The 24,651-nt window shown below is 69.4% G+C and carries 28 protein-coding genes; 3 read left to right on the plus strand and 25 right to left on the minus strand.

Going from position 1 to position 24,651, the window contains the following annotated elements:
• Positions 1 to 166: 166 nt before the first annotated feature.
• The 18 genes from ACIP93_RS30995 to ACIP93_RS31080 form a co-directional block, all read right to left on the minus strand.
• Positions 167 to 670: a hypothetical protein gene (locus tag ACIP93_RS30995; protein ID WP_401764123.1), complete on the minus strand. Its 504-nt coding sequence runs from the start codon at positions 668 to 670 to the stop codon at positions 167 to 169.
• Positions 667 to 1,077, minus strand: a complete 411-nt coding sequence (locus ACIP93_RS31000; RefSeq protein WP_401764126.1) for a hypothetical protein — start codon at positions 1,075 to 1,077, stop codon at positions 667 to 669. Before ACIP93_RS31000 ends, ACIP93_RS30995 begins: the two co-directional genes overlap by 4 nt.
• A gap of 13 nt (positions 1,078 to 1,090) precedes the next feature.
• Complete coding sequence (locus ACIP93_RS31005) at positions 1,091 to 1,510, minus strand: hypothetical protein (protein ID WP_401764128.1); 420 nt, start codon at positions 1,508 to 1,510, stop codon at positions 1,091 to 1,093.
• A 251-nt stretch (positions 1,511 to 1,761) separates the two neighbouring features.
• On the minus strand, positions 1,762 to 2,289 hold the full coding sequence (locus ACIP93_RS31010) for a hypothetical protein (protein WP_401764130.1): 528 nt from the start codon (positions 2,287 to 2,289) through the stop codon (positions 1,762 to 1,764).
• Between the two features lie 265 nt (positions 2,290 to 2,554).
• Positions 2,555 to 3,154, minus strand: coding sequence for a hypothetical protein (locus ACIP93_RS31015; protein WP_401764133.1), 600 nt, complete (start codon positions 3,152 to 3,154; stop codon positions 2,555 to 2,557).
• A 207-nt stretch (positions 3,155 to 3,361) separates the two neighbouring features.
• Positions 3,362 to 5,395, minus strand: coding sequence for a peptidoglycan DD-metalloendopeptidase family protein (locus ACIP93_RS31020; protein WP_401764136.1), 2,034 nt, complete (start codon positions 5,393 to 5,395; stop codon positions 3,362 to 3,364).
• On the minus strand, positions 5,395 to 6,015 hold the full coding sequence (locus tag ACIP93_RS31025) for a hypothetical protein (RefSeq protein ID WP_401764138.1): 621 nt from the start codon (positions 6,013 to 6,015) through the stop codon (positions 5,395 to 5,397). The genes ACIP93_RS31020 and ACIP93_RS31025 overlap by 1 nt, the downstream gene beginning before the upstream one ends.
• 425 nt (positions 6,016 to 6,440) lie before the next feature.
• On the minus strand, positions 6,441 to 7,601 hold the full coding sequence (locus ACIP93_RS31030; RefSeq protein ID WP_401764141.1) for a DUF2637 domain-containing protein: 1,161 nt from the start codon (positions 7,599 to 7,601) through the stop codon (positions 6,441 to 6,443).
• A gap of 251 nt (positions 7,602 to 7,852) precedes the next feature.
• Complete coding sequence (locus tag ACIP93_RS31035; RefSeq protein ID WP_401764143.1) at positions 7,853 to 8,341, minus strand: DUF6884 domain-containing protein; 489 nt, start codon at positions 8,339 to 8,341, stop codon at positions 7,853 to 7,855.
• A gap of 231 nt (positions 8,342 to 8,572) precedes the next feature.
• A complete protein-coding gene (locus tag ACIP93_RS31040) occupies positions 8,573 to 8,845 on the minus strand; it encodes a hypothetical protein (protein ID WP_401764145.1) in 273 nt (90 codons plus the stop codon).
• 137 nt (positions 8,846 to 8,982) lie between these two features.
• The gene (locus tag ACIP93_RS31045; RefSeq protein WP_401764147.1) at positions 8,983 to 9,798 is read right to left on the minus strand and encodes a hypothetical protein; all 816 of its coding nucleotides are present in this window, start codon (positions 9,796 to 9,798) and stop codon (positions 8,983 to 8,985) included.
• 157 nt (positions 9,799 to 9,955) lie between these two features.
• Positions 9,956 to 10,498 carry a hypothetical protein gene (locus ACIP93_RS31050; protein WP_325749245.1) on the minus strand — a complete coding sequence of 181 codons (543 nt, stop codon included), beginning with the start codon at positions 10,496 to 10,498 and terminating at the stop codon, positions 9,956 to 9,958.
• A gap of 248 nt (positions 10,499 to 10,746) precedes the next feature.
• Positions 10,747 to 11,391, minus strand: a complete 645-nt coding sequence (locus ACIP93_RS31055; protein WP_401764150.1) for a bifunctional DNA primase/polymerase — start codon at positions 11,389 to 11,391, stop codon at positions 10,747 to 10,749.
• Between the two features lie 62 nt (positions 11,392 to 11,453).
• Positions 11,454 to 11,744, minus strand: a complete 291-nt coding sequence (locus tag ACIP93_RS31060) for a hypothetical protein (protein ID WP_401764152.1) — start codon at positions 11,742 to 11,744, stop codon at positions 11,454 to 11,456.
• A gap of 28 nt (positions 11,745 to 11,772) precedes the next feature.
• Entirely contained in the window at positions 11,773 to 12,939 is a 1,167-nt protein-coding gene (locus ACIP93_RS31065; protein WP_401764154.1) for a hypothetical protein, read from the minus strand.
• A 242-nt stretch (positions 12,940 to 13,181) separates the two neighbouring features.
• Positions 13,182 to 13,445: a hypothetical protein gene (locus tag ACIP93_RS31070; RefSeq protein WP_401764156.1), complete on the minus strand. Its 264-nt coding sequence runs from the start codon at positions 13,443 to 13,445 to the stop codon at positions 13,182 to 13,184.
• 202 nt (positions 13,446 to 13,647) lie between these two features.
• Positions 13,648 to 13,884 (minus strand): DUF3263 domain-containing protein, encoded by a 237-nt coding sequence (locus ACIP93_RS31075; protein ID WP_401764159.1) that lies wholly within the window; start codon positions 13,882 to 13,884, stop codon positions 13,648 to 13,650.
• A gap of 29 nt (positions 13,885 to 13,913) precedes the next feature.
• Positions 13,914 to 14,162, minus strand: a complete 249-nt coding sequence (locus ACIP93_RS31080; protein WP_351866755.1) for a hypothetical protein — start codon at positions 14,160 to 14,162, stop codon at positions 13,914 to 13,916.
• Positions 14,163 to 14,369: 207 nt separating this feature from the next.
• On the opposite strand from ACIP93_RS31080, the gene ACIP93_RS31085 reads away from it, so the two are divergent.
• Together ACIP93_RS31085 and ACIP93_RS31090 are read left to right on the plus strand one after the other, a co-directional pair.
• Positions 14,370 to 14,642, plus strand: coding sequence for a hypothetical protein (locus ACIP93_RS31085; RefSeq protein WP_325749252.1), 273 nt, complete (start codon positions 14,370 to 14,372; stop codon positions 14,640 to 14,642).
• The gene (locus ACIP93_RS31090) at positions 14,639 to 14,959 is read left to right on the plus strand and encodes a hypothetical protein (RefSeq protein ID WP_401764162.1); all 321 of its coding nucleotides are present in this window, start codon (positions 14,639 to 14,641) and stop codon (positions 14,957 to 14,959) included. Before ACIP93_RS31085 ends, ACIP93_RS31090 begins: the two co-directional genes overlap by 4 nt.
• Positions 14,960 to 14,990: 31 nt before the next feature.
• Here ACIP93_RS31090 and ACIP93_RS31095 read toward each other — a convergent pair whose 3' ends face one another.
• The 7 genes from ACIP93_RS31095 to ACIP93_RS31125 form a co-directional block, all read right to left on the minus strand.
• On the minus strand, positions 14,991 to 15,323 hold the full coding sequence (locus ACIP93_RS31095) for a hypothetical protein (protein WP_401764165.1): 333 nt from the start codon (positions 15,321 to 15,323) through the stop codon (positions 14,991 to 14,993).
• A gap of 89 nt (positions 15,324 to 15,412) precedes the next feature.
• Positions 15,413 to 15,694, minus strand: a complete 282-nt coding sequence (locus ACIP93_RS31100) for a hypothetical protein (RefSeq protein WP_401764167.1) — start codon at positions 15,692 to 15,694, stop codon at positions 15,413 to 15,415.
• 266 nt (positions 15,695 to 15,960) lie between these two features.
• Positions 15,961 to 16,188: a hypothetical protein gene (locus tag ACIP93_RS31105; protein WP_401764170.1), complete on the minus strand. Its 228-nt coding sequence runs from the start codon at positions 16,186 to 16,188 to the stop codon at positions 15,961 to 15,963.
• A gap of 337 nt (positions 16,189 to 16,525) precedes the next feature.
• Complete coding sequence (locus tag ACIP93_RS31110; protein WP_401764173.1) at positions 16,526 to 18,784, minus strand: hypothetical protein; 2,259 nt, start codon at positions 18,782 to 18,784, stop codon at positions 16,526 to 16,528.
• A gap of 389 nt (positions 18,785 to 19,173) precedes the next feature.
• On the minus strand, positions 19,174 to 20,322 hold the full coding sequence (locus tag ACIP93_RS31115; RefSeq protein WP_401764176.1) for a hypothetical protein: 1,149 nt from the start codon (positions 20,320 to 20,322) through the stop codon (positions 19,174 to 19,176).
• Positions 20,323 to 20,512: 190 nt separating this feature from the next.
• Positions 20,513 to 20,677: a hypothetical protein gene (locus tag ACIP93_RS31120; protein WP_401764179.1), complete on the minus strand. Its 165-nt coding sequence runs from the start codon at positions 20,675 to 20,677 to the stop codon at positions 20,513 to 20,515.
• 223 nt (positions 20,678 to 20,900) lie between these two features.
• Positions 20,901 to 22,808, minus strand: a complete 1,908-nt coding sequence (locus ACIP93_RS31125) for a hypothetical protein (protein WP_401764182.1) — start codon at positions 22,806 to 22,808, stop codon at positions 20,901 to 20,903.
• Positions 22,809 to 23,228: 420 nt separating this feature from the next.
• Between ACIP93_RS31125 and ACIP93_RS31130 the strand changes: the two genes are divergently transcribed.
• Complete coding sequence (locus ACIP93_RS31130) at positions 23,229 to 24,539, plus strand: AAA family ATPase (RefSeq protein ID WP_401764185.1); 1,311 nt, start codon at positions 23,229 to 23,231, stop codon at positions 24,537 to 24,539.
• Positions 24,540 to 24,651: the final 112 nt, after the last annotated feature.

Below are 24,651 nucleotides of genomic sequence, written 5' to 3' on the forward strand. Positions count from 1 at the left end.
GGGGGGGGCGCCAGGTGGGTTGGCGTTGGGGGGGGGGGGCCGGGGGGGGGGGGGGGGGGGGGGTGCCCCGCCCGCCCCCCCCCCCGCGACAGTGCACCGTGCCGGACATCGGGTCACGCGGCCGCGAATCTTCTCCCAGCGGCGCCTTGGCGGTGAGAGCGGCTGCCTATGTGAGCTCCGGTGCCGGGCGCGCCGTTGTGTCTCCGGAAGCGGAGCGCTGGCGCCAGGCGATGAGTCTCAGGATCTGGTTGGCCAGCTTTTCGGCTTCGGCATCCGGCAACTGCACTTCGATCTGGCGGCCGGCCGCCGTCTTGGGACCGTCCGTGATGTCGACGGTGAAGCAGATGTGATTGTGCGCCTGTCCCTCCGCCGCGGCATGGCGCAGCAGTTCCTCTTCGGTCATCTGCTCGGGGGCCGATGCGCGGGCGACGGCAGATACCTGGGTGGCGAACGCGCGGGGGAAGGCGAAGCTCGTCACCGTGGCGAGCCAGGGGCGCCCGCCCCCACGGGGGCGGCGCCGTCGACGGTCGATGTCGATCTTCAGCAGGCTCAGTTCGGCAGCCTCGGTCATCTGGGCAAGGGTGGTGCCCTTCTCCCGGGACAGGTCCAGGAGCTCGCGCAGTGCGGTCTCGGCGAGCAGAGCCGACGGGGTGGCGTGTCCGTTTCTCACCGTGCCGGTCCTTCGAGCTGGCGCGCCCTGGCCGTGAGGGGCTTCCCAGATGGCTGGGTGGAGTCGAAGTTGGCCAGCTTGGCCCGGAGCTCGTCCTTCTCCACGTGCTTCCAGTGGATGCGGCCGCTGTCGTGCCGGTACTGCTCGGCGTAGTGCTCGCCGCCCGCTCCGGTACCCGCCGGCCAGTGCTCCACGATGATCACCTGGAAGGGCTGGCGCAGCCCTTCCAGGGTGAGGCGAATCTCGGCGGCGGCCGTCTCGATACTCATCGTGGGTTCGGTCGTCTCGGTGACCACAGCGAGGATGTGCTGCTCGTCCAGCTGCCATATGCGGCACGGACGCCACACGAGCTGGTTGTCGTTGCCGAGGTAGCAGACTGGCGTCGAGTCGATCAGAGGGGCTAGCACCGAGGTCTTCCTCCTACTGGGGGGCTGAGAGCCCGTACTCTGCGGCGTTCTCCCCGTCGTACGCCTGCGTCGGCGAATCTGCGGTGCGCGGGTCCGCGGCGGCCGCCGGCCCGCCGACGGCGGATATCTGCAGCGCCTCGTCCACCAGGTCCCGGGCGGCCTCCAGGTTCTTGCGCAGGTCTGCGATCTCACCAGCCGGGCACACCGTGAGGACAGCCAGGCTGGCTTCGATGCCGGCGCGGGCTTCCGTCAGCCTCTCGGGGCTGGCACCCACGCTCTTGTCGGAAGCCAGATCGGTCACCGTCTTGAGGTTCCGCTTGATCCGGGCGGTGACCGCGCGCAGGGCAGCTTCGATGGCCTTGGGCTGACCAGCCGCGAGGAGTGCGTCTCGCTCTGTCGGGTCGAACTGAACGAGCTGTACGGGCTGAGGCATGAGACAGGTCCTAACCGTCTGAGTAGGCGCCGTCGGGTGACCCCGAGGCGGCGCCTACTCTGCCTCCCGATCCGGACAACCCCTTCGAAGCGCCGCGGCTTCGGCTCGTGCGGGGGACTCGCCGGTCAACCCCCGGCAGGGGGTGGCGGAGCGTATGCCCTGCCGTCGCGGCGTACGCCGGCCGCGCAACGGCCTGGATCGTCCTGGTCTGCTGCCTCTCACCTGCTCGGCAAAAGGCAGCTTCGAGGTGGTCAGCTCGCGGTGAGCACGTAGACGTGCGTATGCAGGGCGGCGTCAGCGACGGCATAGCGGGCGTAGAGACGGCCGGTGGCGCGGTGGTAGGTGATGGACGCTCGCTGATGCCGGGCCAGGGTGCCCCGCAGGGATGCGCGTACGGACGCCAGATCGAGCGGCGTCGGATGGCCCCGCAGGACGCCCCGGTCGTTCCCCAGGAACGACTGCATTCCGTTGAGGGAGACGGTGTACAGCAGCGCTCCGGTCGCTGGGCGGAAGACCAGCGCGTCGAGGGCTTCGCGTGTGGCGCAGCTGGTGCCCGGCAGCGGCCGGTAGGCGGTCGGGAACGCGGGAGCGTATGTGCCGTCCGCCGACGCGAGGACCGTACGGATCGCGTCGTCGGAGCGGCTGGTGTGCTGGTCGTCCAGAGTGGCCCACTGCCCTGCGTGGCGCAGGCCCCGGCGCCACGTCGTCCCGCTGGAGCTGACAACGTCGCCGTCGGTGAAACGCATCGCCACGAGGCTGGTGGGGGAGGCGGTGGTCATCTGCGGGCTCCGTTCGTCGCTGGGGTGATGCGGTGCAGCGTGCCGCCGTTCAGCACCGTTTCCCATTCAGGGCGAAAACAGAGAAGGGCCGGGGTGCGCTTCGCCGAGTGATCCGCTACCTGTGCATCTGGCTCGACGCCTTGTCCCGCTTGTAGGTGTGTGCGGGCCCTCCGCTTGCCAAGTGCTGCTCATAGGTGCGCGCACCGCACTTGCACACGATCTCGTCCATCACAGGAGGCCGAGTGTGGGCAGGGGGCCAAGGCCGTCATGGCGCAGGAGAAGGGCTTGTTTCACCGTCGGCCCACCCCCAGCAGCGGACAGTGTCCCGGTGCTCGTCGGTGGCCCGCACCTGGATCCGCCGACGCCAGCCGAACAGACGGTCTCGCTCGAGGTCCGGGTCGAGAACCATCAGGCGCGTTCCAAGGCTGTAGACGAGTTCGTCGCCCGCCTTGACGTGCTCAAGTAGCGCGGCCTCGACGTACTTCAAGGCGAAGTCGTAGTGCAGGTAGAGATTGGCCCGGCGGTGCCAGGCCGCGACAGACCGGGTGTCCGCCCCAGTGCCCGGTACAGGCATGTTCAGCAGCGTGCGCTGGTTGCGTAGGTACGCGGCCCGGTGCGTGGCAGGCAGGGTGGCGGTAGAGAGCAGTTCCGTCACCTGAAGCCTGAGGCCTCGGTGGTCAGTCTGGAGCAGGGCTACCTGGACGCCGAAGGGGGTGGAGTAGACCCGGTGAACGAATCCGGTGCCCCGGTGCGGTCCGGTGGCCTTCTGTCCGACCCACGGCGCATGGTCGTCCTGGCACAGGACGGGGCGGCTCAGGTGGATGGGGTCGTTGAGAGGCAAGGGTTCGGATATCGCCAGGCTCATGGTCTCTCCGGTGTCGGGCTGCCGTGTTCCGCCGAAGGTCACCATCTGTGTCTCGGCCGTGCGAGGTGCGGCGAATCGGCATCCGCCGTGCGGGATGCGAGGCCTGCCGCCGGCCCTCCTGGGCCGGCGGCGGCTGCCAGCACGTCGGCTCACCCCGGGTGAGCTGACGTATCTCGGTCCGCATAGTCCGCGGTCTCCTGTGGCGCATCAGTGAGCTTCGCTGGTACCGCCGTTCGGCCCGACTGCCGTGGTGCCAGAGGGGATCTCGACGCGGTAGAACCCGATCAGCGGGTCCTTCTGCTCGGTCCAGGACCCGAATTTCACCGGGGACTTGCTGTTGGCGGCGTGGATGACCTTCTTGGTGGCCGGGTCCCAGACCATGGCGACGTGGACGGGGTTGGATTCGCTGCCGAAGAAGACGAGGTCACCCGCCTGCACCTGGTCGGCCGGGACCTTGTGTTTGGACAGCTTGGGAAGCTGGGCGGTGGTGTCTCCTCCGATGTTGAGCTTGCCGGCGGTGGCCTGGTAGTAGGCCCACTGGGTGAAGGAGCTGCAGTCGAAGTCGGCGGGGTGGTCGCCCTGGAGACGACGGGCACCGTACAGGTAGGGCTTGCCGAGACCGGTCTGTGCCCAGGCGAGAGCCGCGCGTACGACCTCGGAGTCCGCTGCCGGCAGAGGCCCGGTGGCGCCGGCGCCGTCGGGGATGACGATCGCACCACCCGAGTCGGCGGCGCAGGCCTGGGCCTGGTCCTGGGCCTCGGCGTACTGCTCATTGCCGTAGGTGGGAGAGGCTGTCGTCTTGCCGCTCATCCAGTCCTTGGGGTTGACCGGGCCCGGGCCGTTGTTCTGCCCGGGCTTGTGCGGGTCGCGGACACCGGGCAGGCGGACTTCCCAGTGCAGGTGGGCACCGGTCACGTTGCCGGTGGCGCCGACGTTGCCGATGTGCTCCCCGCGCTTCACTTCCATGCCGACCCGGGTGCCGAATGTCGACTGGTGGGCGTACCAGGTCTGGACTCCGCCCGCGTGTTCGATCTTGGTGAGGTTGCCGTAAGCGCCTCCATCACCGACGAAGATCACCTTGCCGTCAGCCGGGGCGTAGAAGCGGACACCACTCGGGGCAGCGAGGTCGATGCCGGTGTGGCCGGCCGACCAGCGTCCGCCGCTCTGTCCGAACTCGGCGGTGAAGGTGAAGGTGCCCTGCTTCATGGGCCACTGCCACCCGGCCGAATTGACGCCGGAGGGCTCGCCGCTGGACGGGGTGCCGCTGCCCGGCGTGGGGGTGGAGGCCTGCGTCGCCGGGGTGGTGGACGTCCCGGAAGTGGAACCGAGCGGGGGCGTTGACCAACTCTTAGCCGGAGCGGACTTGATCTGTGCGGCGTTGGTGACCTTGGCGTTGGAGTCGTTGACCGGCTCGGGGATGCCGGAGGCCTTACCGAGGGTCGGAAAGGACGGGTTCTTCTTGATCGTGTCCGCGAGGTGCTTCTGCCAACGCTCGATCATGGTGCTGTCGCTGGAGAAGACGCCCCGGTAGCGGGCGGACTGAGTGGTGACGACCCGCATGTAGGTGGTATTGGACACCGTGGAGCCTGAGTACCGGCGCAACGCGTTCCAGGAGTCGGTCTCGGCCTTGAGAGCATGGATGTAGTTGGCTGCGGCGAAGGCCGCATCCTCCACGTTGTAGCGGTCCTTGACGCCGTCCCCGTTGCCGTCGCCGCCGTATTGAGCCCAAGCCGGGTCGCCGAACTGAACGATTCCCTTGTAGCCCATGCCGTTATCTCCGCCGGGGGCGGCGGAAGGGTCCTGCCCGTAGCGGGTCTCCTGGTACATCTGGCCGGCGATCAGTGTCCAGTCGAGTCCCGGGTACCGGGCTGCAGCCCGGATCGAGGCGAGCATCATCCGCGGGGGTATCTCCGCCCGTGCGGTGTCGGAGGGGAGGTACATGCCCTTGCCCGGCATGATCGGGTTGTAGGCACCGCCACCGGGGACACCGGTCGAGCCCTGCTGCGCTGAGGCGTCGTCCAGGCATGCGGCCTCCGCGGACTTCGATCCCAGGACTCCAACGACCGCTCCGAACGCGGTGAGGAAAGCGACGGCGACAGCGCAGAAGGCGGCGATTCCAGCGAGCAGCCACCACTTCCAGCGTTTGCCTCCCCCGTTCCTGCCTGCGGCACGCGCTGCTGCCCGGCGCGCGGCGGCCGCCGCTATCTTCCGGGCGGCGAGCGCGGCAATCGGGGCGGCCATCAGCTGCTCTCCGTGGTGCCCGCATCGCCGACACCAGCGAGCTGCAGGCCGGAGATCTTCCACTCACCCTTGGTGTAGGTCGCGGTGATCTGGAAGTCGGTGCTCTGGCTGGTCTGCTCTTCCTGGTGGAGGCGGACAGTGGTGGAGGCGAGGGTGGTCACCGACCGGCCGGCACCGTCGACGGGCGCGTTGCTGATCACGGTGTCGCGCTTGAGGTCGGCTGTGGCGGTGGAGGAGCACTTCGTCCGCTCGCACTCTGCCCACGCTCGCCCGGTGGGCAGGGTGGTCTGGTCGACGATGGCCGGTGAACCGTCGGTGAGCTCACGGGCCTTGGCTGTCCAGGCGGCGGCGTCCGTGCGGTAGGTGTATGTGCCGAGGGTGATGAGGTACTCGCGCATCACCGTGTGGGCGGCTGCGAGTTCTTGGGGTTCGATGACGGCTGGGACGGAGTCGACCGTCCCGGCCGGCGTGCTGGGTTCGCTCGTGGCATCCGGCGCGGGAGCGGTGGTGTCTTTCTTCTCCCCTTCGGGGCTGCTGCGGTTGAGGGCGACCGCCAGGCCGACGAAGGCGGCCAGGGCGATCAGGGCGGCGGCGATGATGACGGCGCGGCGTCGTTCCACGGGGACTCCCTGGGACGGTCGGGGGCGTTGACGCCCGCGACCGTAGGGAGCAAACCGGACACCCCCTGGGGAGCTCGGTTGGCAGCTGCTTCAGTAGTGCCCGTTAGGCTGCTGCGGCTCCGCGGGCGGGCCACCACTCGTCGTGGTCTTCCTGCCGGCACAGAGCGCACCGGCCGTCGTGTTCGGTGGTCATCCCGCAGGCGCAGTTGCTGATGGGTCGTACGTCGACCGGCAGCTCCTCGCCACGCAGCGCAGCAAGACATGCCGGACAGAGCCCGTCGGGGAGGTCGGCGCCGGCGGCCAGGCGGAGAGCCTCGTCGGGGACGACGGCCAGTCGTCCGCAGGAGGTGGGGAGCAGGGCGCCGGGAGGCGGGGCACCGAGAGATGCCGGCGTGGGGAGGATGTGCCGGTACCGGGGATCTGCGTCAGCGTGGGGGCTGTACGGATTGGGTGCGACGGAACTCATGGAGGCTCTTCTCATGCGGTACGGGTGAGGGGGCGGCGTCAGCGGGAGTGCCAGTAGCGGTGTCGATCGTTTCGGAGGCTTGGGACTCGCCCTCTTCGGTGGGGTCGGGGACGACTTTCAAGCGGCTGCGCTCTTTGCGGAGCGCGGTGATGTAGACCCGCACGGTGTTCTCGGTCAGCCCGAGGCTGGGCGCGAGCCGCTGGGCCAGCTTCCGTGCGGACAGGTCCGCATCTGGCGAGGTCAGAGCGTCGTAAGCCGTCTTTACAGCGGCTCGGCCGTCTGCTGGTGGAGCAGGGGGTTCTTCCTCCTGGGGGGACGGCGGCGCGCCTCCCTGCCCAGCGGTCGAGGTGTCTTCAGGCCGGTCGGGGGGTGGTGGTTCCTCCTGCGGGGCGGCGCCCGGCGGGGCGGCCGGCGGCTGATCGGTCTGCGAGGTGGTCGGGGTGCCTTCGGACCGGTCGGAGGGCGGGGCCGGAAGTTCGGGTGTGTTGGGTCGCTGCAGGACCGGTGGGGCATCGGCCTGCACGGGAACGCCGTACTTCGCCAGCCGCAACGGCATCAGGGCCTCGATGGGTGCTGTGCGCCGCCAGGCGGGCCCGTACCGCACCTCCAGCCTTGCTTCGTAGATCAGCCGGTCCTGCTCGAGCTTGATGACTTGGTCGTAGGAGCGAAGCTCCCAGAGCTTCATCCGACGCCACATCCGGAACGTGGGCACCGGCGACAGGATCCACCGGGTCAGCCGGACGCCTTCCATGTGCCGGTCGGCCGTGATGTCCGCGATGCGCCCGACCGCGTGTCGGGCGGCTTCGACTGTCACGACGAACAGGACGGGGATGACGGCATGCATGGCTGTGCCGAGCGGGTCCGGCCACGCCGCCGCGGCGTTGAAGGCGATGGTGGCGGCGGTCAGGAGCCACGCCGTCTGCCGGAGCAGCGGGAACGGGATTCTGATCCAGCTCAGCAGCAGATCGAGGGCGAGCAAGACCACGATCCCCGCGTCGACGCCGATCGGGTACAGGCGGGCGAAGTCGCCGAACCCTTTGGCCTCTGCGAGGTCTTGGACAGCCGCGTAGGAACCGATGAAGCCGATCAGAGCGATGATCAGGCCGCCGCCGGTGATCACAGCGACGAGAAGAGCGTGAGCGCGTGGGGCCCGGGTGGGCTGCGGCTGCTCTACGTCGGGCGGGATCACTGGCGGACTCCCAACGGTTCTGTGGCCCTGGCTACCTCGCGTGGGGCATGGCCGCAGGTGCCGAGATCGCCGCGATGATCAGTACGGGTGGTCATGCGGCGCACGGTAGGGAGCGAAGCGGACACCTTCCGTGGAGCCGGCGCGCGGCAGGGTTCTCTCTGGGCCGGTCAGCGTCCGTATGGTCAGGCCGGGCGCCGGGCGCGGTGGTCACGTAGGAGAGCTGCGGCTTCCTCCCACCACTGGCGCCGGAGCTCCGGTTGTTCGGCTACCGCCCGGCACTGTCCGCGCTGCGTTCCCATGCCGCCGGTGAGCGGCCGCAGGCACTGCGGGATCGCGGGAAGGAGTCTGCGGGCGTAGCGCTTGCCGCCGAGGAAGATGACCTCAGCGCTGTGCAGGCCGAACGTGTCGGCCTGCTGGCGGAGGTGGGCGCTGGTCACCGAGGAAGGCTGATCGATCGTCATCTCGTACGGGACGAGGGGCTGGTTGACCGTGACAAGCCCGTGCAACGCTGAGGCGATCAGGATGTGGGAGGGGCTGCTGGTGAGTGCTTCTGCGGCAGCGCGCAGCGAACGGTGGTAGTGCCCGATGTAGAGCTCTCCGGCCGGCACTGCTTGCAGGTTGCCGTCGGACTTGTACTTGCGGGACTTGCGGGAACCACAGCTGATGATCACGATTCGAGGGCTAGGCGGGATGGGCATCAGCGTCTGTCCGGGCAGGTGTGCCGGGTGGGGCTGACGGCGTAGGCGACCGCCACGATGCCGATCAGGGCTGTGACCGTCATCGCGGCAAGGGCAACGAGGCTCATGGGCGTGGGGCTTTCTCCTCGGCGGGGCCCCGCGGAGGGGCGGGGCCCCCCCGCGGGGGGGCGGCGGGCGGGGCCGCCCCCCCCCGCCCGGCGTGGGTCAGGCGGCCTGGACGACCGGCGGCAGAGGCTCGAACTCGACAGCGGGACGGAGCTGATACCAGCGGTGGTCGTCGAGGACGATCTTGTAGATGCCGAGCAGCGCGTTCACCTCCACGAGGCGCGCGCCGGGCTCGTCCAGCGCCTTCCAGGCCGTGCCCGAGAGCACCGTCTTTCCGGCGTACTCGTTGTCGAGGCCGTAGTAGCGGACGTCGGTGAGCCGTTCGCGCAGACGGCTGATGAGGAGCTCGTCGCTGGTGTCGATCGTGCGCATGGATGTGGTCTTCTCTCGGTCGTTGGGGACGGCGTCTGGCTCGGCGCTCGTTGGCCGGTCTGTGGTGACGCCGGGGAACGTATGCCGGAGGCTGGGTGCCTACGGAGCGCGCGCGAATCCGAGCAGGCGGCTGTTGCTCAACTTGTCGCCGCTGCCCTTTCCTCACGCAGAAGTTGGATGCGGGCGGCTTCCGCCCGGGGGCCGTGGACGATTCGGGCGAGCTGAGCGATACAGAGCCGGGCTCGCTCCAGGGTCGCCAGGGGGGCCACGACGGTGACTGTCCGACCATCCACGTCGACCCGGAAGGTCTTCTCGCCGATGCGCCGCACCGTATAGCGGTGACCGGACAGGTCGCTCACAGTCCACCGGCCTTCGCCGTCTCCCTCAAGCTGTACGACGCTGCGGACCAGGTCCAGTGGGGTGAGTGCAGGATGTACGAGGTCGACGTGCTCTCCGAAGGCATCCGAGGCCATCCGCCGGGTGGCGTAGTCACCAAGACGGCCACAGCCCTGCTCGGGGCATGTGAGCCGGTAGGGCTGGGATGCGGGCCCGGTCTTGCGGATCTGCGGTTGCAGCGGAAGTTGTGGCGCCGCCTGCTGTGGTTTCTCGTCGACCGGTTCTGCGCCGTCCTCTTCGTTCGCGGTGTCGGCGTCCGTGTCAGCCGAGGAGGGGTGAGTTGGGCAGGCGCTGGTGTCGCGCACGAACTCGAGCTGGACGCGGGCATCCAGCTGCTTGTCGAAGTGGCATCCCGCGTTCTGGCACTGGGCCCGGTACTCGCGTCCGGGGCAGTCCTCGCCCTTCCGGTGGGGACAGGGCTCTCCGTTGGCGTGCACGGGCTTGATGCCGGCGCGGTGACGGACCTTCACGAGAGGCCGGGCGTCGGCTGCGAGGGTGGGAGCGTGAACACTTCGCGGCTCCGTGCACCTGCCGTTGTCGTTGGAGCGGGCGGGCATGTCAGTTCTTCCTTGTGGTCCGGTCGTTGCGGGAGGCGGCGTCAGAGGCGCCTTCGCATATGGGGGCGTCGCAGCAGGTGGTCCTGCCGTTGCTGTTGAGGGTGATGTCGGTTTCCCCGCAGTCGCCGCAATGCGGGGTGAAGCCGCAGGGAGGCACTCAGGCCCCCTTCTTTGCGGGCAGGGGGACCGGCGTGAACGCGTTGACGTAGTCGACCCGGCCGCCGGTCGCCGAGCCTTCGGTGAGCTGCCCTCCCACGGAGCACAGGGTCTGCAGTACGTCGGCCGACAGCGGCTTCGGGACGCCGTCCAGGACGACCCATCCCTGGAGGGTGCTGTGTCCGTCCGCGTGGACGGTGCAGGCGGTGATGCCTGCCGAGTGGCTCGGGCCGTGGGCTGCGAGGAGGAGGAACGCCGCGCGGGCCAGGTCCGGGCCGAGATGACGGTCGTGACCGGGTGTCGGTGCGGTGATGACGAGGGTGTCGCCCGGGAGGTCGGTGAAGACCTTGAGGGTGTGCTCGCCGTTTCCGAGCTGGTGGACTATGCCGCGCAGCAGCCCTTCCTGCATGCGTCCGAACAAGGCGACGTACAGGTCTGCCGGGAGGTTCTGGCGGGCTGCCTCGAGTCCGATGGCGTCTCCGCACCGGCGCAGCGCCTGCCGGGTTTCCGCGTGGTGGTCGTCTGCTGCCGGGTCGGTGTCCATGGCGGTCGCCTTCTCTGTCGGGTCGCGGGGTGGCGATCGGAAGCTACGCAGAGCGCCGGCGGAGCCGACAGGTCCGGCGAATTTGATCTCCTGACAGACCAAGGGGCGGTCGCAGCCAGCCCGTTGGCCCGCCGCAGGGGTGTGCGCTCACGGGTGGAATGCCGGACAGGGCGGCTGAGGGGCGGTAGGTACAAAAAGGGCCCCGGCAGGTGTCTGCCGGGGCCGGGGAAACCGGAGGATGTGCCTGATCAGCCGATCGGTAGGGCTTCCTGCTGCGTGGCGGCTCGTGCGGGGCACGTACGGGACGAGGCAGCGGCGGGGAGTTTCCGGGCCAGGTAGTCGGGCCAGGCCCTGACCGGCCCGGGGTGGGCGATCTCGTACGTGCCTTCGGCGGTGGTGCTGACCGGCAGAGGAACGAACGAGTCCGCCGATCGGATCGCGACGTGCCAGCCCAGCGGGCTGTCTGCCCCCAGGCTGGCTTGGGGGCAGTGGCCGTGGGGATGGGTGAAGTACAACTGGAGGCCGCGTCCGGGCGTGAGTACCGAGAACGTCTCGACGGGGAACCGCGCTCCCTCTTTGTCGGTCAGGTCGGCCAGGATGTCCGCGCCGTCCTGGATACCTGGGGAGCGGTGACGCAGCGGCGGGAGTTCCCCGTTGGCCGGCACCAGGTCGAGGACGAGGAGGCCGGACGGGCAGGGAACGAGGCCGACGTTGTACGGCCCGTGGTCCCAGGCGGCGTTGATCTTGTCGGTGTCGGAGGTCGCCTTCTGCTGCCAGTTCTGGACAGCGGGCGTCGTGGTGCCGGGCCGGAGAGGGAATACCCGCCAGCCTCGGGCGGCGGCCGCGAGCGCGGCGGACTTGAGTGTCTGTCGGGGTGGGTGGTCGGTGCTCACGGTGGAGGGCTTTCTGACGTCGGCAGGCGCGCGGCCGTCGCGCTGACGGCCGCGCGCCCTCTTCATCGGGCGGTGGTGCTCTGCGTCTGCTGGGGAAACACGGTGCGCACGGCATCGGTCAGGGCGCGTCCCAGCCACTGGGCGGCCCGCCGGAAGGTGCCAGGGAAGAAGTAGAGGAGCACGCTCACGGAGCCGACGAAGCACACGAGCGACAGGTGTGCGGTCACCCACGCGACCGTGATCATCACAGCACTGACGATCATGCACAGAGTCTCGAAGAGCAGCATCGTCGCGTTGGGGAAGGCGATGGCCAGGAGGCCGAGTGCGAGGAGAAGTCCGAGCTTCGAGCGCATGAAAGTCACCTTTCGGGGATTCCGGCAGTCAGGCGGTCGGCGCCGCCGATGCAAAGTCCGGGTCTGCGGAGAACGCTTCGAGGGCCTGCTGAGCCTTGATGTGGGCGGCTACCGCCCAGCTCTTGATCCTTTGAACCTCGTAGGACTGTTCGTGGTCGCTGACCTGTGCCCGGAGCTTCGCAGCGCCCGCCTCCACCCGCCGAAGGTCGGCGAAAAGGTCGGGCGTCCGTGCCCGCTCCAGCCGGCCGACCAACTCCACCAGGCTCCGAATCTCGGGCGTAGGGCCGAGCCGGCGCTGGACAGTCGCGATGTCGTCTGCGATGTCGGCCATCCGGATCCGGAGCTTGTGGCGGTAAGGCCGCGGCGTCGGCCGCACCCGGTCGGCGGGCCAGAGGAATCCGACGTCCTTCATGTCCTGGCTGCTGACGAACAGCGGATCGGCGTACGAGCCTCCCGGGCGGGCCAGGGACACGACCACGCACCCGTTGCCCAGCCGGGTAACGGCCAGCACCTCTGCGGCCGGACGCCACGCTCGCGGGTACAGCGTTCCGTCCTCGGCCCGGCCGTACACCGGGGTACGGATGATGTCGTCCTCGCCGAGATCGTCCCAGTCGCCCCATGCCCATCCTTCGGGCACTGCAGTGCGCGCGGCGTCCTGCTGTTGCTGACGTGCAGCGGATTCAGCGGCAAGGTCTCCGAGCCACACGAGGCCTCCGGCGGCTTCGCGGCGTGTGTCGTACTCCGGGCCGGAAGAACCGGTGCCGGCCCGCTGATACCGCCACTTCCTGCCCCCGCCACGCCGGCTGACGATGCCGAGCTCACCGAGGCCGTCCGCTGACACCACGTACGTGTAGGAGCCGCTGCTGCTGCGGATGAGAGGCCCGAACTTCGCACGAGCCTGGTTGTCAGCCTTGCGCTGGATCTCCTGGTTCTGAAACGCCGCCCGGGCGGCGTCGTCCGCGCGCTGCTTCTGAACTCGCTCGAGCTCCCTGAGGCGACCGACGAGAGCGCAGACGGCGATGCGGCTCGGTTCACCGCGGGGTATGTGGGGCCCTTCACCAGTGGCCAGGAGATGCCGTCGGTCCCACTGGAGGAGAGCAGCGATCTCGCCCGTAATGGATGTGTCGTCGAGCTCGGCAGCCGACGTGACTGATGCGGGCATGGGCGGGACGTCTGCTGGTACGGCAGTACTCATCGAAGGCTTCTTCCGACGCGGGGAGGGCTGTCCTGTGGCCAGAGCTGACCAGAGGGCGCCCCCGCGGTGGCCGCCGCGGCGAATCCGGCGCCGCACGGGCAGACCGCTCGGTAAAGGCCCGGGCTCCGCCGCCGGCTCCTTCAGCTTGGGGAAGGCCGGACAGATCCCGGTCGGCGAAGCGGGCAGAGTACCTGCGAGCCCGGGAGGCCCGGCTTCTGCCAGGCCTCCCGGGCGGGCGCGCTTCAGATCCGGCGCGCGCGGACCTCCAAGATGCCTGGTGCCCGGTGCGCCCAGACGGCGCCGTCGGGGACCAGCACGCTGTGTGTGTTCAGCAGCAGCGTCGCTGCCGTGTCGGTCGGTGGCTCGGGCGAAGCCTCGTCCCTGCTGCAGACGGTGGAACGGGTGCGCTGATCGTCGTAGATCTCCACGCTCCACTGCCGTGAGGCGCGGATGAGGCGGACAGTGACGAGATCGGCAGAGGATGCTGCGGAGGTGATGGTGTTCAACCGAGAAGGCCTTTCCCTCTGAGCAAACGGACGTCGGCGAAGTTAGGAGCAGCCACTTTCAGGGAGCGCCCCCACGCGGAATCAGGGACGCTCCGGTCGGCTGGGTCCTGCTTGGTGCCTCAGCGACATGCTGCGAAGCGAACCGGTCACCAGCGGCGGACCGTGCTGGTGGTCTGCGCGGAGCAGACCACCAGCACGGTCCTCACGGGGCGGGGTACGCGTGTCGTCCGTGCCGTTCCCGCAGGGCTGTGATCGTCGCCGGCGCGTGGGGCGTGGCCGAAGGGTCGTCCAGCACGTCCTGGAGGACCCTCCAGTACGTGGCCGTCGGCAGACCAAGGCGGTCTTGGATGTACGTGTCCTGCGCGGAGGTGTCTCCCAGCTCGGTGACATGGGTGGCGGCGGCGAGGACGAGGAGGGCGTCGCCGGTCAGTGCGTTCATGAGTTCCCTTCCCGTAGTGGGCTCCCGCGTCAGCTGGCGGCAGGCGTGGCGGGGTTGTTCTGGCAAAGGTCCATGGCGTCACCGGGCTCCTCGGTGCCGCCAGCCCAGCCGACACGAGTGCCGTCGGGGGTGGTGCTGTAGCCGTAGCAGTGCCACCCGGCGTGGGTGGCACCGGGGAGATTCCAGTCGTGGGCGGCGTGCTCGGTGGTGCCGTCGTTCGTGCACTGAGCGGGGAACCGGCCGCAGGGGAGGGCGGGGGCGTAGATCGTGAGGGTCATGCGGGTGGCGTGCTCCCGGGGGTCGATGGGGCTGGTCGGGGTTGACGCCACCGAAGCTAGACGTCCGAGGGCGCATCCCCGGAAAGCTGGCGAATTCGGGCTGCTGGTGGCGTTCGCTGGAAGGCGTGGGCCAGCGGGCCATATCCTCGAAGACGCGCCTGCTGGCGGGGAGCGAACCGATCCACCGCCCGGACAAGGAGGGTCTCCATGACTGCGCAGCCTGTAGAGCCGGCACCGCGGCACCCCCGCAAGACGCTGCGCGGAATCCGGGAGGCTCTGCCTGCCGATCAGGTGGCGGCGTTCGAGACCGAACGCGATGGCCTCGACCTGGAGGACCTCACGCGCGTCGCCGCCTTCAGGGACAAGTGGTGGGCTCGGGCGGTGACCGCTCGCGATGCGCAGCTGGATTCGGACAGCGACGCCGGCATGGCCGGCGACCTGGACCTCGCGGAGCCGTGGTCGCTGGCGAGTGGCCAGTGAGCAAGAACGACGGCCGTTCTTCACAGCCGCCGGGAACGTGGCCGTGGGCCCCGTCCAAGCAGGCCCGCGCCCAGTACGAGGAGCTGACCAATCACCCGGCCGCCCCGACACCGCAGGATGCCGTCGACGCGATGATCCGACGGATCATCGCGGATCCGTACCGGGCAGGGTCGACTCGTTCACCGAGCCGGCCTGAGTGGGACCGGGTGGCGGCGGAGGGCTCCTTGGTGATCCCCTACCAGGTCCATGATCCGGAGCGGAATGCGCAGGCCAAGCAGCGTTTCGTGATCATTCTCCGCATCGTGTGGGCGGACTGACGTCTAGCTGTGCCACGCGGCCTTCCCACGTCTAGACGTCGCTGGGCCTGGGCCTGTGCCGCTCAGCCAGGCCTCGCAGCCACTGCGGAGTCTCGTCGGGCTCATAGGTTCCCAGCATCTGCCAGCCGGACGCCCGCTCGTCACCGATGCGGCCTTCCGGGCCGAGGCGATAGCCGGTCACGGTGGCCTTGAACGGCGTGTAGGCCGCCTCGTCCGGCCGTTTGCGGTACTCGATGACGACCGCCTCCGGGTCGAGGATGTACGCCACGTCGGCGCCGTCCATCACCACATACGCGGGAGCGCCAGAAACGATCATGTAACGCGTGACGTCAGTCATCGTGACCGTAGCGGTGACCTGCAACATCTCTCCTTCGGCCGGGCCGTTCGATCGGGAAGCGGCGGTGGCCCGGGCCCGGCAGGAGCGGGATGTCGTCCCTGCCGGGCCCGGGGCTGTCAGGCCTTGTCGGTCTTCTGCGGCATGACCGCCGCGACGGAGTCGGCAATGGCGCGGGCCAGCCAGCGGATCGCCCTGGGGATGGCGGTGGGATTCGTGCGGGCCAGCACAGCGACCGCGCCGATGCAGCAGAGGAAGGTCAGGTGAGCCTTGACCAGCGCTGCGACGACCAGCACGGCGCTGATCACGGAGCAGACGATGCTGAAGAGCACCATGCCCAGGCTCGGGAGCGCCGCCCACAGGAGACCGAGTGCCAGGATCAGGGCGAGCTTCGAGCGCATGGTGTGTCCTCCGGGGTCGGGTCGCTTTGACGAGGTGGAGATTCGCACCGCACGGCCCGGTCTCCTCAGCGCGCGCGAAACCGGGAAAGCCGCTTGAAGACGTGTGAGCGGGGTGAAGTGTTTCCGAGCCCAAGCCCTTGCTGGGCCGTAGGCGTCCCGACCGGGTGCCAGGCCGCGGGAGCCGGTGCCCATGATTCAGGGACGAGCGGACAGTGGAGGTCATGCCTGTGGAGCGCGGCCCACGTGAGCCGCGCTCCGACGGTGACTCAGGCGTCGTAGGGCGGACGGCCGGGGCAGCCGTACGCGGAAGGCGCCAGGTCGACGAGCGCGTTCCACTCGCCGATGGCGTCGCACACGGTGCACCGGCCCATGGGGCCCTGGTCGTCGATGTGCTGCTGGCCGATGGGGAGCACGCGGTGCGGGCGGGTAAGGTCCGGGGTCCGCACGGTGGAGATGACGACCTCGTCAGTGGGCTGCAGCATCGCCGTGCTCATGTGGCGCTCCTTCGGTCCGGGCTGCTCTTGATCAGCCGCTGTCTTCTGGAGCTGAAGGTAGGTGGCCTCGGCGGAAGACCCGTCGGCGCCGCGAAAGCCCCCCCCCTTCTGCGGTCCGGCAGCACACGTCCGCAGCTGCGCGGCGGTGTCATGTGCTGCCGGACAGCGCGCTCGCCTGGAGCACGCGGCCTCCCGCCCGGGCCGGCGGGCCCCGTCCGGGGACGATGACCTGCATCTGGCTTGCCGCTGGAGTCAGCACCCTGGCCGTACAGCCGGTGTCGATCGTCGCTGATCGCCGGGGCTGCCCGCGGGCCTGTCGAGTCACGGCCGCGGGCGTTCAGCATCCGGGGAGAGTCCCGCCGTCGTCTGCCCACGTCTGCTCGGCGAGCTCCGCAGCGCGCGCCTCCTGCTCGACGATGGTCACCGGCCGGACGCACCGGCGCAGCGTCCACTGATCGATCTGGGGCAGCTTCCTGGCGATCGTCTTCGTGTCCTCTTTGTTCCGGCGCAATCGCCGGGCGACCACGTAACGCGCCTCGTACGCAGACTTGTCGTCGGGGTGGATGCCTTCGGAATGCAGCCGGACCAGGAAGAGCGCGGTGTCGCCCATCGGCGTCACACGGATCCTCCGGTCCTGCCCCCGTCCGACCGACAGGTACCCTGCCCGCGCCAGCATGAGTGTCCGCTCCCGGCTCACACGGCGCCGGCCGTTCCACGCAAAGCCGTCCCGGCGGTACAGCTGCCCGGCCACCGCCTGCTCCATCACGGACACCATGCCCTTGGACCAGCCGAGTTTCGGCACATGGTTCACCGCGATGTAGCGGGCCATGGTCAGCCGGTGCCGGTTGTCGGCATCCATACCCGTGCGCTTGCGCTCCTCCGCTTCATACCGCGCTTCCTCTTCCCGGCGCTCCCGTTCCCGACGAGCTTCCTCATCCGCCATGGCCTGAGTCCACGGCTCGGCGATGAGCTCAGCCAGCTCGGAGGCGGTGGAAGGTGTCCTGGCGGCTTTCTGCGCACGCTCGGCCGCCGCGATGGCGCTGATCACGTAGTTCCGGAGCGTCGACGCTGTCACCGCCCCAGCGTCTTGAGCCACCCACTGGGCAAACCTCTGCGCGTCCAGGAACTCGGCGTGTGCAGCCCACATGGCCGCGTCCAGGTGCGCGGTGTCCCTTCCGCGGCTGCGAGCCACAGCGTGTTCTGCGGCGTCAGCCGCCACGCTGGCCAGCCTTACAGCTTCCTGCGCCACGTCGACGAACCGCTCGACAGGCTCTGCCCGCTTCGACGCCACCGGCACGGGTCGCGGGGCAGGCACGCCGAGCACGGCGCCGCCCTCACCCTCCCAGCCAAGGACACTCGACGGGTCCGACTGGATATCCGGCAGTGTGCGGGGAGGCGCGAGGAGCTCGCGGTACTGCGCGGCCCGCTTGCGGTGCTCGGCCGCCTTCCGGGTCAGCTTCCGCTGCTGTTCGCGCAGCTCCTTCAGCTTCTGCCGCGTGGCAGTGAGAAGCGCCGGGGCCCGGTCCTTGGCAGCGGCCAGGTGCAGGGCCTCCGCGTCCGGCCGCGCGAGGTACCGCAATGCGAGTGCCCGCAGCACACCGGACGCCCGCCGTTCGGTGGCCACCGGCGCGGAGCAGCCAGTGGTGGGGGAGAGCCGTATGCGGGCCGGCAGCCGGTCGGGGGTGGTCAGGGTGATGCGTCCCGTGTTGCCGCTGCTGCTCCAACCGCCGCTCAGGCGCACGGTGTTGATGGTCGGTTCGTCGCGTGCTTCATGGCCGTAGCGGCTGGTCGGGATGCCGTACGTGACGTTGATCCCTTCCGGCCACGGGGTGCTGCCGTACCGGTAGCGCTCCACGGTGAACGATCCGGCGACCCTGGCGCCCTGGACGTTGTAGACCACGCTGCCAGGCCGTGTGCCGGTCGGGGCGGGGGTCTCCCGTACGGTCAGGATGCCCATCTGGTGACCGTGACGGTCGAAGAACGGCACCTTCACGGGGGTCGGGTCGGCCGGAAGGACAGCGCCTCCCCGCCGGCGCAGGATGCCGGTGAGCTGGTTGACCGTTCGGCGGGCCGAGACTCGCTGGGCGGTCACTTTCTGGATCTCGGCCTCGAGCTGGTCGGCCTGCTGCTCCTCGTATTTGGCGTGCTCGTCTGCTCGGGCGACCGCGGCCGCCAGCTTCAGCTCGGCGACATCGTCGCGGTCGCGCCACAGCTCCAGGAGGCAGCGGACCACGGCTTCGGTGCGTTGGCGGGTACCGTCCGGCAGTCGTTCGGTGAGGAACGTCCGGCCGGAGGCTACGGCGTACGGACCCAGGAAGTAGCGCGTCGGGATGGCATCCGGGTCGAGCCCGGCGGTGTGGCCGTGGACGCTGACCCGGTAGACGACGGGCTCGTCGGGCCGCGGTGTGTAGTACGTCTGCGGCTCGAGTCCGTCGCCGTACTGCACCTGGACCGTCGTGGGCAGCACGGTGCCACCTCGCTTGGCCTCTGGGGCCACGATGAAGGTGCCCTTGATGTGCGGGCCGGTGACCTTGAACTGGACCCGCCCGTGGGGCAGAACGGTGTCGTGGATGGTCAGCGTGCCGATGCCGGGCACGCCGACCGTGCGGGGCGTATGTGTCGGCGCAGGCATGGTCAAGGCTCCAAGGCGGATCGAGTGGGTTCAGGGCCCTCGTGCGCCACCGCGATCTGCGCGGCGGCTTCGGGGCGGGAGCGAAGGTACGAGGGGGACCTTCGGTGCGCACGGCACGGCGAATCGGCGCCTGCGATCACAGAAGGTGGGCCGTCCACGGCCCGCGGACGGGGCGCCCTTCCCGGGCGGCTCTCACCTTCCGATGGGTACGACCGGCTGGCACAGGGCGCCGCGAGCCGGCGGGGTGCAGGGACGGCACGAGGAGGTCGGGACGGACAGGTCGGCCGCCCCGGATCAGGTCCTCGACAGCCGCCAGCCCCGGGAAGAACCCCGGGGCTGGCGGCGTAAGCCGGTCACGCCGCGTACGTCAACGCCTTCGACGGCTTCCCGGTGTGGCTGCGCAGACCGCGCCTGCGGAGCGGATCGTGCCGCTGCGGGTCCACCGGGACGACCGTGGTGATCGGGTCTACGTCTTCCGGGAGCAGGTGGAAGTTGACCCAGTGCGGTTCGACGAACATCGTGACCTCCTGAGTCCGCTTCGGGCCGGTCCAGTAGCGGTGGAAGTGCCCGGCCCGCTGGTGCGGCGCTCGCTGCACTCCGGAGGGCACACCATCGCCTTCCGTAACCCTTCCAGCAGCACGTCTGGCCGCGTGGAGGCGAGGACCCACGCGCCAGCCGACCTCCACGAAGAAGGGATCCCGGTCGCGCTGCACAGGCCTCTTGCGCTTCTTGCGGGTGGGCTTGACCACGGGAGGTTCGACGACGTCCCGGTTGTCGCAGCACAGGTACACCAAGATGCTGAGAGCAGGCTTCAGCAGGGCCTCGAACAGGGCAAGGACCGGCTTCTCTTCAGGGGTGCGTGCCCATCGGGCTTCCGCTCGCGCTGCAGCGAAGCCGACCGCCTGCTTCAGGGTGAACTGCCGCAGCCCGGTGGGGACGTGGAGGCGTATGTACGTCTGCTGGCGCACCTCTCCGGTGTCGTCGTCGAGCAGGTCGATGACAAAGAGCAGACCGAGGCCCTCGATGTCTTCGTCGGTGTACGTCTGCCGCTCGGGCAGCTGGTTGTACCCGTGGACGAAGAAGCCTCTCACCAGCCCGTCCGACTTCTGGTAGCGGATCGGCCACGGGTCCGGGAGAACGACCAGCGGATTGATGTAGGGCAGGTGGTCGAAGATCCTGCCGGGCAGCTCCTTGTACGTCGACCGGTACAGCTCGGCGGCCAGGTGCTCGTTCACATCGAACGTCACCCGACCACGCCGGGCCCACATCCGGTAGATGCCGACGTGAGAGGCCTCGTCGATCAGGTCGGCCTGGTCCGCAAGGGTGAAGCGAGCCGGAACGTAACGCGGCGGGGTGACCACGCGGCCGCCGGAGAGCTGGTCGAGAACGGGAGCGATCCACACGTGGTTCGAGCGGAGCTGGTCCTCGCGGGCCTTCAGCTCCTGGACGAAGACCTCGTTGATGTCGTGGGTGCGCAGCGCTCGTGCGTGAGAGTTCGGCATAGCTCTACCTGGTCGTTGGCGACGGGGGTCCACGGAGCCGCCCGGAGGCGGGGCCGTGGCCGAAAGCTACGAACGCAGCGGTAGAAGCTCATCTGGTCGCGAATGCCGGACGGCGGAGGGTGAGCCGCAGCTGGTCACCGGCCTGTGTCAGGACAGGCCGGGCGCTGCTCAGGGCGTCCCACCGCCGCCGTCAGCCGGTGTGCTCGTCGTGGCTCTGGACCGCTGCTCCGACGATCACGAAGGTCACGGGCACCACGGCGGGCAGCCAGATCCACCCGTCGGCTCCGCGTACCCAGTCCGTGAGCGTCAGGGCACCTACGCCGAACACGATGAAGCTGAGGTAGCCGGCGTTCATCAGGTGCCGGCCCTGACCCCGCAGAAGTCTGCGACAGCGCCGGGCATGAGCGCGGGGAACGTCTGGGTCCTTGGGTGGGGTCACGGTGGCTACTCCTTTTCGTGGCGTCCGTCCGCCGACTGTCGCGGCCGCAGCGGACAGCGCGGCCCGCGCCGGCTGACTGGTTGGAGGAATACGGAAAGAAGGGAGGGGGCCGCACGAGCGGCCCCCCCGGGGTGGTCGGTCAGGCGTTGGTCAGCGCGCGGGCGAGCGCACGGCCCACGATGGGCCCGAAGTTCGTGGGGTCGCTCAGGTACTCGACGTGAGCGCCGTTGGGAGCCCAGCCACCGTCCTTGACGCTCAGCCAGAGCAGCAGCACGCCCGCGCGGGTGAGGTGGTCGGCCGCCCGCTGCACATTCGGCGTGTTGGGCAGGTCCCCATCGGTGATGACCACCGCGACACGCGCGCCGGACTTGCCGGTGAGGTTCAGCGCACCGTCCAGAGCGTAGAGGGACTGGCCGCAGCCGTCAGAGCCGCCGCCCATGACCGGCACGGGGACGGTGAGGGGCCGCTTACCCGGCTTGATCAGGGCTGTGGCTACGGCGGAAGGGTTCCACCCGTTCCAGGCGACCGAGGCGACGGTGCCCGCCAGACGCGGGGACGCCACGGCATGGGCGAGGGCCCATCCCGTGGACGCAACCGGCGCGATCCAGGGGCCCATCGAGCCCGACACGTCCAGGCTGATGCCGACCGTCAGAGGCGGGTTCTCCTCCTGACGGCGAGAGGTGCGCTGCCACGGCAGGGCCGACACCTCCGTGCGAGCCCGGATCTGCGCCTCGCGGCGCACGACCTCTCGCATGACCATGCGTCCGGGCGGGGCACTGACGGCGCGTGTCGTGCGGTTCACATCCCGGTACTGGGCCTTCGACAGAGCGTTGAGCAGCGCGCGGGCCTGGCGCTGCTGGCTCTCGTCGGGCTTAGCCTGCTGAACCGCGATCTGCTGGAACCCGACGCCGCCGCCGGTGAACACGTCCTGCGCAGCCTTCTGCGCAGCCTGGCGGCCGCTGTAGTCGGGCCGCTTCGGGAGGATGACGGCGATCTTCGCGTGCGCCGATGCCACAGCGGCGCGAGTGATCTGGTCGACAACACGCTCCGCCACAGACGGGGTGTTCTGCTGGTCACCGTCGCCGCTGCCGCTGCCGCTGCCGCCGTCCCCGTTCTCGGCCTGGGAGGGGTCACCCCAGGTGAACGCGCCGCACGGCATCATGACGGTGATCGAATCGCCATCGTTCTGCCCGTCCTCGGCGTCGCCCGAGCCTCCCTGACCGGTGCCTCCCGACGGGGAGCCGGTGCCCTGCCCGCCCTGGCTCTGGCCCTGGCCGTTGCCACCCTCTTCGCCGTTCTGCTGGTCGTCGTCCGCGTCGTCCTGCGCGAGGCGGGCAACACGTGCTCCCAGGGCGAGAAGCCCGTCCTGGTCGTCGTCGTCCAGCTCGAACAGCTCACGGAAGATACCGTTCAGCTCCGCCATCACAGCGTCACCGAGAATCCCCGTCACCTGATCGGTGACCGGCTGCACCTCATCGTCCTCCAGCACCCCACCGGCCGCGCGGCCCAGGATGAGCACTGCCTGGTGCACTGCGCCCGGCACCGACTTGTCCTCGTGCCCGCCGCTGACACCGGTCAGAAGAACGTGGCGGGTAGACGCTCGCAGCCACGCCCGGTCGCCCGGCCGGTCCTGAATCAGCCGGTGCTCGATGCGCGGCTCTTCCAGGATCGTGGCCCAGCGCACGGCAGACGCGCTGTGCTGCCGGGTGGGAGCGAACTTGGTGTGCTTGGCGTGCGCGGCCTCGTGGGCGATGGCACCGGCGAACGCCGGGTGTGCACAGCGGTCGGCCCACGCGTTCGGGTCGATCAGCGCCGGGTTCGGCTGGCCCTCAAGGAGCTGGTCCGGGGCAAAGCGGCCCTCAGCCAGCGCCGGGTAGAACTCCGCGTACTTGCTCTCCGGAGCGCCGGGGTGAACGACCGCGATCACGTCGTCACGTTCCGAGACGGTCGAGAGCCAGTCTCCGGTACGAGCCGACAGGGCGAGCCATGCCGGGTGCGTCACGTCGTCCCAGGGGGAAGTCACGGGCGCTTTGGTGCGGGCGGTCATCGCGGGGGCCTTTCGGTCGGCGGTTCGTTGCGCCCTGATTGGGCCACCGCCCACGGCCTTGGAACGACTCGCCGCGAATCCAGGAATCTGAAGGTGGAGAAGGCCTTGTGGCGCCTGGAAACCGCCGCGGACAGCGTCGCCGTGCGCTCGGAGGAAGAACCCCTGCCGGCTGCCGTCGGTGGTGTCTGCCTCCGGCCATGGGCCGTAGAGCGTGCCTGCGGAGCGATGCACGACTCACCGCCCGCTGAGCTGCACAAAGCCACTGAAACTCGGCGGACGGTAGGCCGTTGACAGGCTCACAATCCGCGCCCAGAAGGCCCCAACTTACGCCGGACAGCCCGAAGTTGGGCGTTTGGCGGGGTTCTCATAAGTTCAGGGCATCGCAAGATCCCTTCCCGAACGAGACACCCGGAGTTCCTCATGTTCCTCATCGGCTTCAAGGTCCAGGACCCGTCCAGCACCCAGCAGAAGACGTACGTTGCCGTTGCCACCTCGACCGGCTACTGCCACACGGCGAGCCAGGGCACCGGTCGGCCGACCTACCGGCGGGCCAACGCCATCGGGGACTCCGGCACCACGAACGCGACTGAGCTGGCGAAGGCCCCCTGGCGTGCCCTCCAGTCGAAGTGGAACGAGAAGACCAACCACAAGAGCTACAGCAACATCCTGATCCAGCCCATCGTGATCGATGACTCCGGCCTGTCGGAGGAGGACTCGAAGGACGCCCGCAAGACGATCGAGTACTTCGAGGTGGAGTCGAAGAACCCGACCGGTGGCCACGTCCGTGCCGACGAGCCGCGCAAGCTGGGGCAGATGTTCGTTAAGGGTCAGCTCTCCCAGGCGGCACAGACCCCCGTGGTGGCCCCCCGCGCTCAGGCGGTCGACCAGCGCGACCCCATGATCAAGGGTGAGCCGGAGTACTACCGGCCCAACGGGCAGATCTACCGGCCGCGTGACCTCGGCGGCCACCACGACGTGGCGCTGCTCAAGCACCTGCGCACTGCCGGTATCCCGGTGCGGCTGTACGGCCTGCCCGGCACCGGCAAGTCCGCGCTGGCGGAGGCCGCTTTCGGCCGGGACCTGATCACGATCAACGGTCACGGTGACATGACCGTCTCCCACTTCGTGGGCTCCTACCTGCCCCAGAACGATGGCACGTTCAAGTGGGCCGACGGTCCGCTGACCCGCGCGATGAAGGAGGGGCGTCCGCTGTTCGTCGACGAGATCACCCGTATCCCGTCTGAGGTTCTGGCCGTGCTGTACTCGGTTCTCGACGGGCGCGGGACGCTCAGCCTCGATGACAAGCCGGACGCGCCTGTCGTGCAGGCCAAGCCGGGTTTCTACGCGCTGTGCGGCTACAACCCCGAGGGCATCGGAGTGCGACAGCTCGATGACGCCCTGGTGTCCCGCTTCGCGGTCCCGGTGGAGGTCACCACCGACCTCGACGCGGCCAAGGCTCTGGGCGTCCCGGCGAAGTTCATCCGGCTCGCGGAGAACCTGCGCACGAAGGACGCAGAGGACCGTAAGGCCGGTGGTGCTGGGGTGTGGGTTCCGCAGATGCGTGAGCTGCTGCTCGCCTCGACGGTGGCCAAGACGGCAGGCGTGATGTTCGCGGCGTCGGTCATCGCGGGGCAGTGCCCCCGACCGGAGGACGTGCCGACCGTGACCGAGGTGGCCTCGAAGGTCTTCGGGGCGTCCGTGAAGGCCCTGGCTCTGGGAGGTCAGGTCTGATCGTGGAACCAACCCGCTGTTGCGGGGCCCGGTGGAAAGGGGGCCGCCACAGCGGGTTGGGTCCATGCCGGGCGCCGGCCAGCACCGGCACGTGGGCGCGTAGGGGGGCGCC

This window comes from Streptomyces sp. NPDC088745 (genome assembly GCF_044751045.1).
Lineage (GTDB): Bacteria > Actinomycetota > Actinomycetes > Streptomycetales > Streptomycetaceae > Streptomyces > Streptomyces cremeus.

Excerpts from the sequence above, each read along its gene's own strand:
- ACIP93_RS31005 (WP_401764128.1), bottom strand. The coding sequence starts at position 1,510 with ATGCCTCAGCCCGTACAGCTCGTTCAGTTCGACCCGACAGAGCGAGAC.
- ACIP93_RS31010 (WP_401764130.1), bottom strand. The coding sequence starts at position 2,289 with ATGACCACCGCCTCCCCCACCAGCCTCGTGGCGATGCGTTTCACCGAC.
- ACIP93_RS31015 (WP_401764133.1), bottom strand. The coding sequence starts at position 3,154 with ATGAGCCTGGCGATATCCGAACCCTTGCCTCTCAACGACCCCATCCAC.
- ACIP93_RS31020 (WP_401764136.1), bottom strand. The coding sequence starts at position 5,395 with ATGGCCGCCCCGATTGCCGCGCTCGCCGCCCGGAAGATAGCGGCGGCC.
- ACIP93_RS31040 (WP_401764145.1), bottom strand. The coding sequence starts at position 8,845 with ATGCGCACGATCGACACCAGCGACGAGCTCCTCATCAGCCGTCTGCGC.
- ACIP93_RS31045 (WP_401764147.1), bottom strand. The coding sequence starts at position 9,798 with ATGCCCGCCCGCTCCAACGACAACGGCAGGTGCACGGAGCCGCGAAGT.
- ACIP93_RS31050 (WP_325749245.1), bottom strand. The coding sequence starts at position 10,498 with ATGGACACCGACCCGGCAGCAGACGACCACCACGCGGAAACCCGGCAG.
- ACIP93_RS31060 (WP_401764152.1), bottom strand. The coding sequence starts at position 11,744 with ATGCGCTCGAAGCTCGGACTTCTCCTCGCACTCGGCCTCCTGGCCATC.
- ACIP93_RS31065 (WP_401764154.1), bottom strand. The coding sequence starts at position 12,939 with ATGAGTACTGCCGTACCAGCAGACGTCCCGCCCATGCCCGCATCAGTC.
- ACIP93_RS31075 (WP_401764159.1), bottom strand. The coding sequence starts at position 13,884 with ATGAACGCACTGACCGGCGACGCCCTCCTCGTCCTCGCCGCCGCCACC.
- ACIP93_RS31080 (WP_351866755.1), bottom strand. The coding sequence starts at position 14,162 with ATGACCCTCACGATCTACGCCCCCGCCCTCCCCTGCGGCCGGTTCCCC.
- ACIP93_RS31085 (WP_325749252.1), top strand. The coding sequence starts at position 14,370 with ATGACTGCGCAGCCTGTAGAGCCGGCACCGCGGCACCCCCGCAAGACG.
- ACIP93_RS31095 (WP_401764165.1), bottom strand. The coding sequence starts at position 15,323 with ATGTTGCAGGTCACCGCTACGGTCACGATGACTGACGTCACGCGTTAC.
- ACIP93_RS31100 (WP_401764167.1), bottom strand. The coding sequence starts at position 15,694 with ATGCGCTCGAAGCTCGCCCTGATCCTGGCACTCGGTCTCCTGTGGGCG.
- ACIP93_RS31105 (WP_401764170.1), bottom strand. The coding sequence starts at position 16,188 with ATGAGCACGGCGATGCTGCAGCCCACTGACGAGGTCGTCATCTCCACC.
- ACIP93_RS31115 (WP_401764176.1), bottom strand. The coding sequence starts at position 20,322 with ATGCCGAACTCTCACGCACGAGCGCTGCGCACCCACGACATCAACGAG.
- ACIP93_RS31120 (WP_401764179.1), bottom strand. The coding sequence starts at position 20,677 with ATGAACGCCGGCTACCTCAGCTTCATCGTGTTCGGCGTAGGTGCCCTG.
- ACIP93_RS31125 (WP_401764182.1), bottom strand. The coding sequence starts at position 22,808 with ATGACCGCCCGCACCAAAGCGCCCGTGACTTCCCCCTGGGACGACGTG.
- ACIP93_RS31130 (WP_401764185.1), top strand. The coding sequence starts at position 23,229 with ATGTTCCTCATCGGCTTCAAGGTCCAGGACCCGTCCAGCACCCAGCAG.